The 543-nt window shown below is 54.5% G+C and carries 1 pseudogene; it reads right to left on the bottom strand.

The features are described from left to right. Window positions 1-543, bottom strand: a pseudogene (locus tag IM300_RS22545) (host specificity protein); the annotation flags it as partial.

Here is a 543-nt window from a genome sequence, read left to right as displayed (position 1 = left end):
GATATCCTGGGCGTTTTTGGCGATCTCCTGCGCCTGTTGCGCCAGTTCGTCGTTGGCCTGTTTGATATCGTCAGCCATGCCAGCAATTTTTTCATTGCTGTCCACCGCGTTCTCGATCAGGTCTTTGAACGTATCGGAGCCTTTCATGTCCTCCAGGATTGCATCGGTGATATCGGATACATCGATGCTGGCCTGCCCGCGCACAAAGTCTGTATACCCTGATTCGTTTCCGCTACGATCTACCAGCTGCGCCCGGTACCAGAAAGTCTGCCCTGCCTTAAGGCCCATCTGCTGATACTTGCGCTGCGGATATGGTACGTCTGCCAGCAGCATCGCATCGTCTTCCGTCCCGGTCAGGCTGTACTGAATTTCCGTCTTCAGTGTGTCGTCGGTGTTCGCCGGGAATCCCCAGCTCAGCTCGATACCGAAAACCACATTATCAGAAGCGATGAAGCCGACCGGTTTCGGCGGATTGCCCACTTTCCCCGTCAGCGTTTTCTCTTCTGAATAGCCCCATCCGGACGAGATTTCTGCGGCATTGAT

This window comes from Enterobacter cloacae complex sp. I2 (assembly GCF_014896205.1).
GTDB lineage: Bacteria > Pseudomonadota > Gammaproteobacteria > Enterobacterales > Enterobacteriaceae > Enterobacter > Enterobacter quasihormaechei.
The sequence above is the reverse complement of the archived record's forward strand: the minus strand, read 5'-3'. Positions and strand labels throughout refer to the sequence as shown.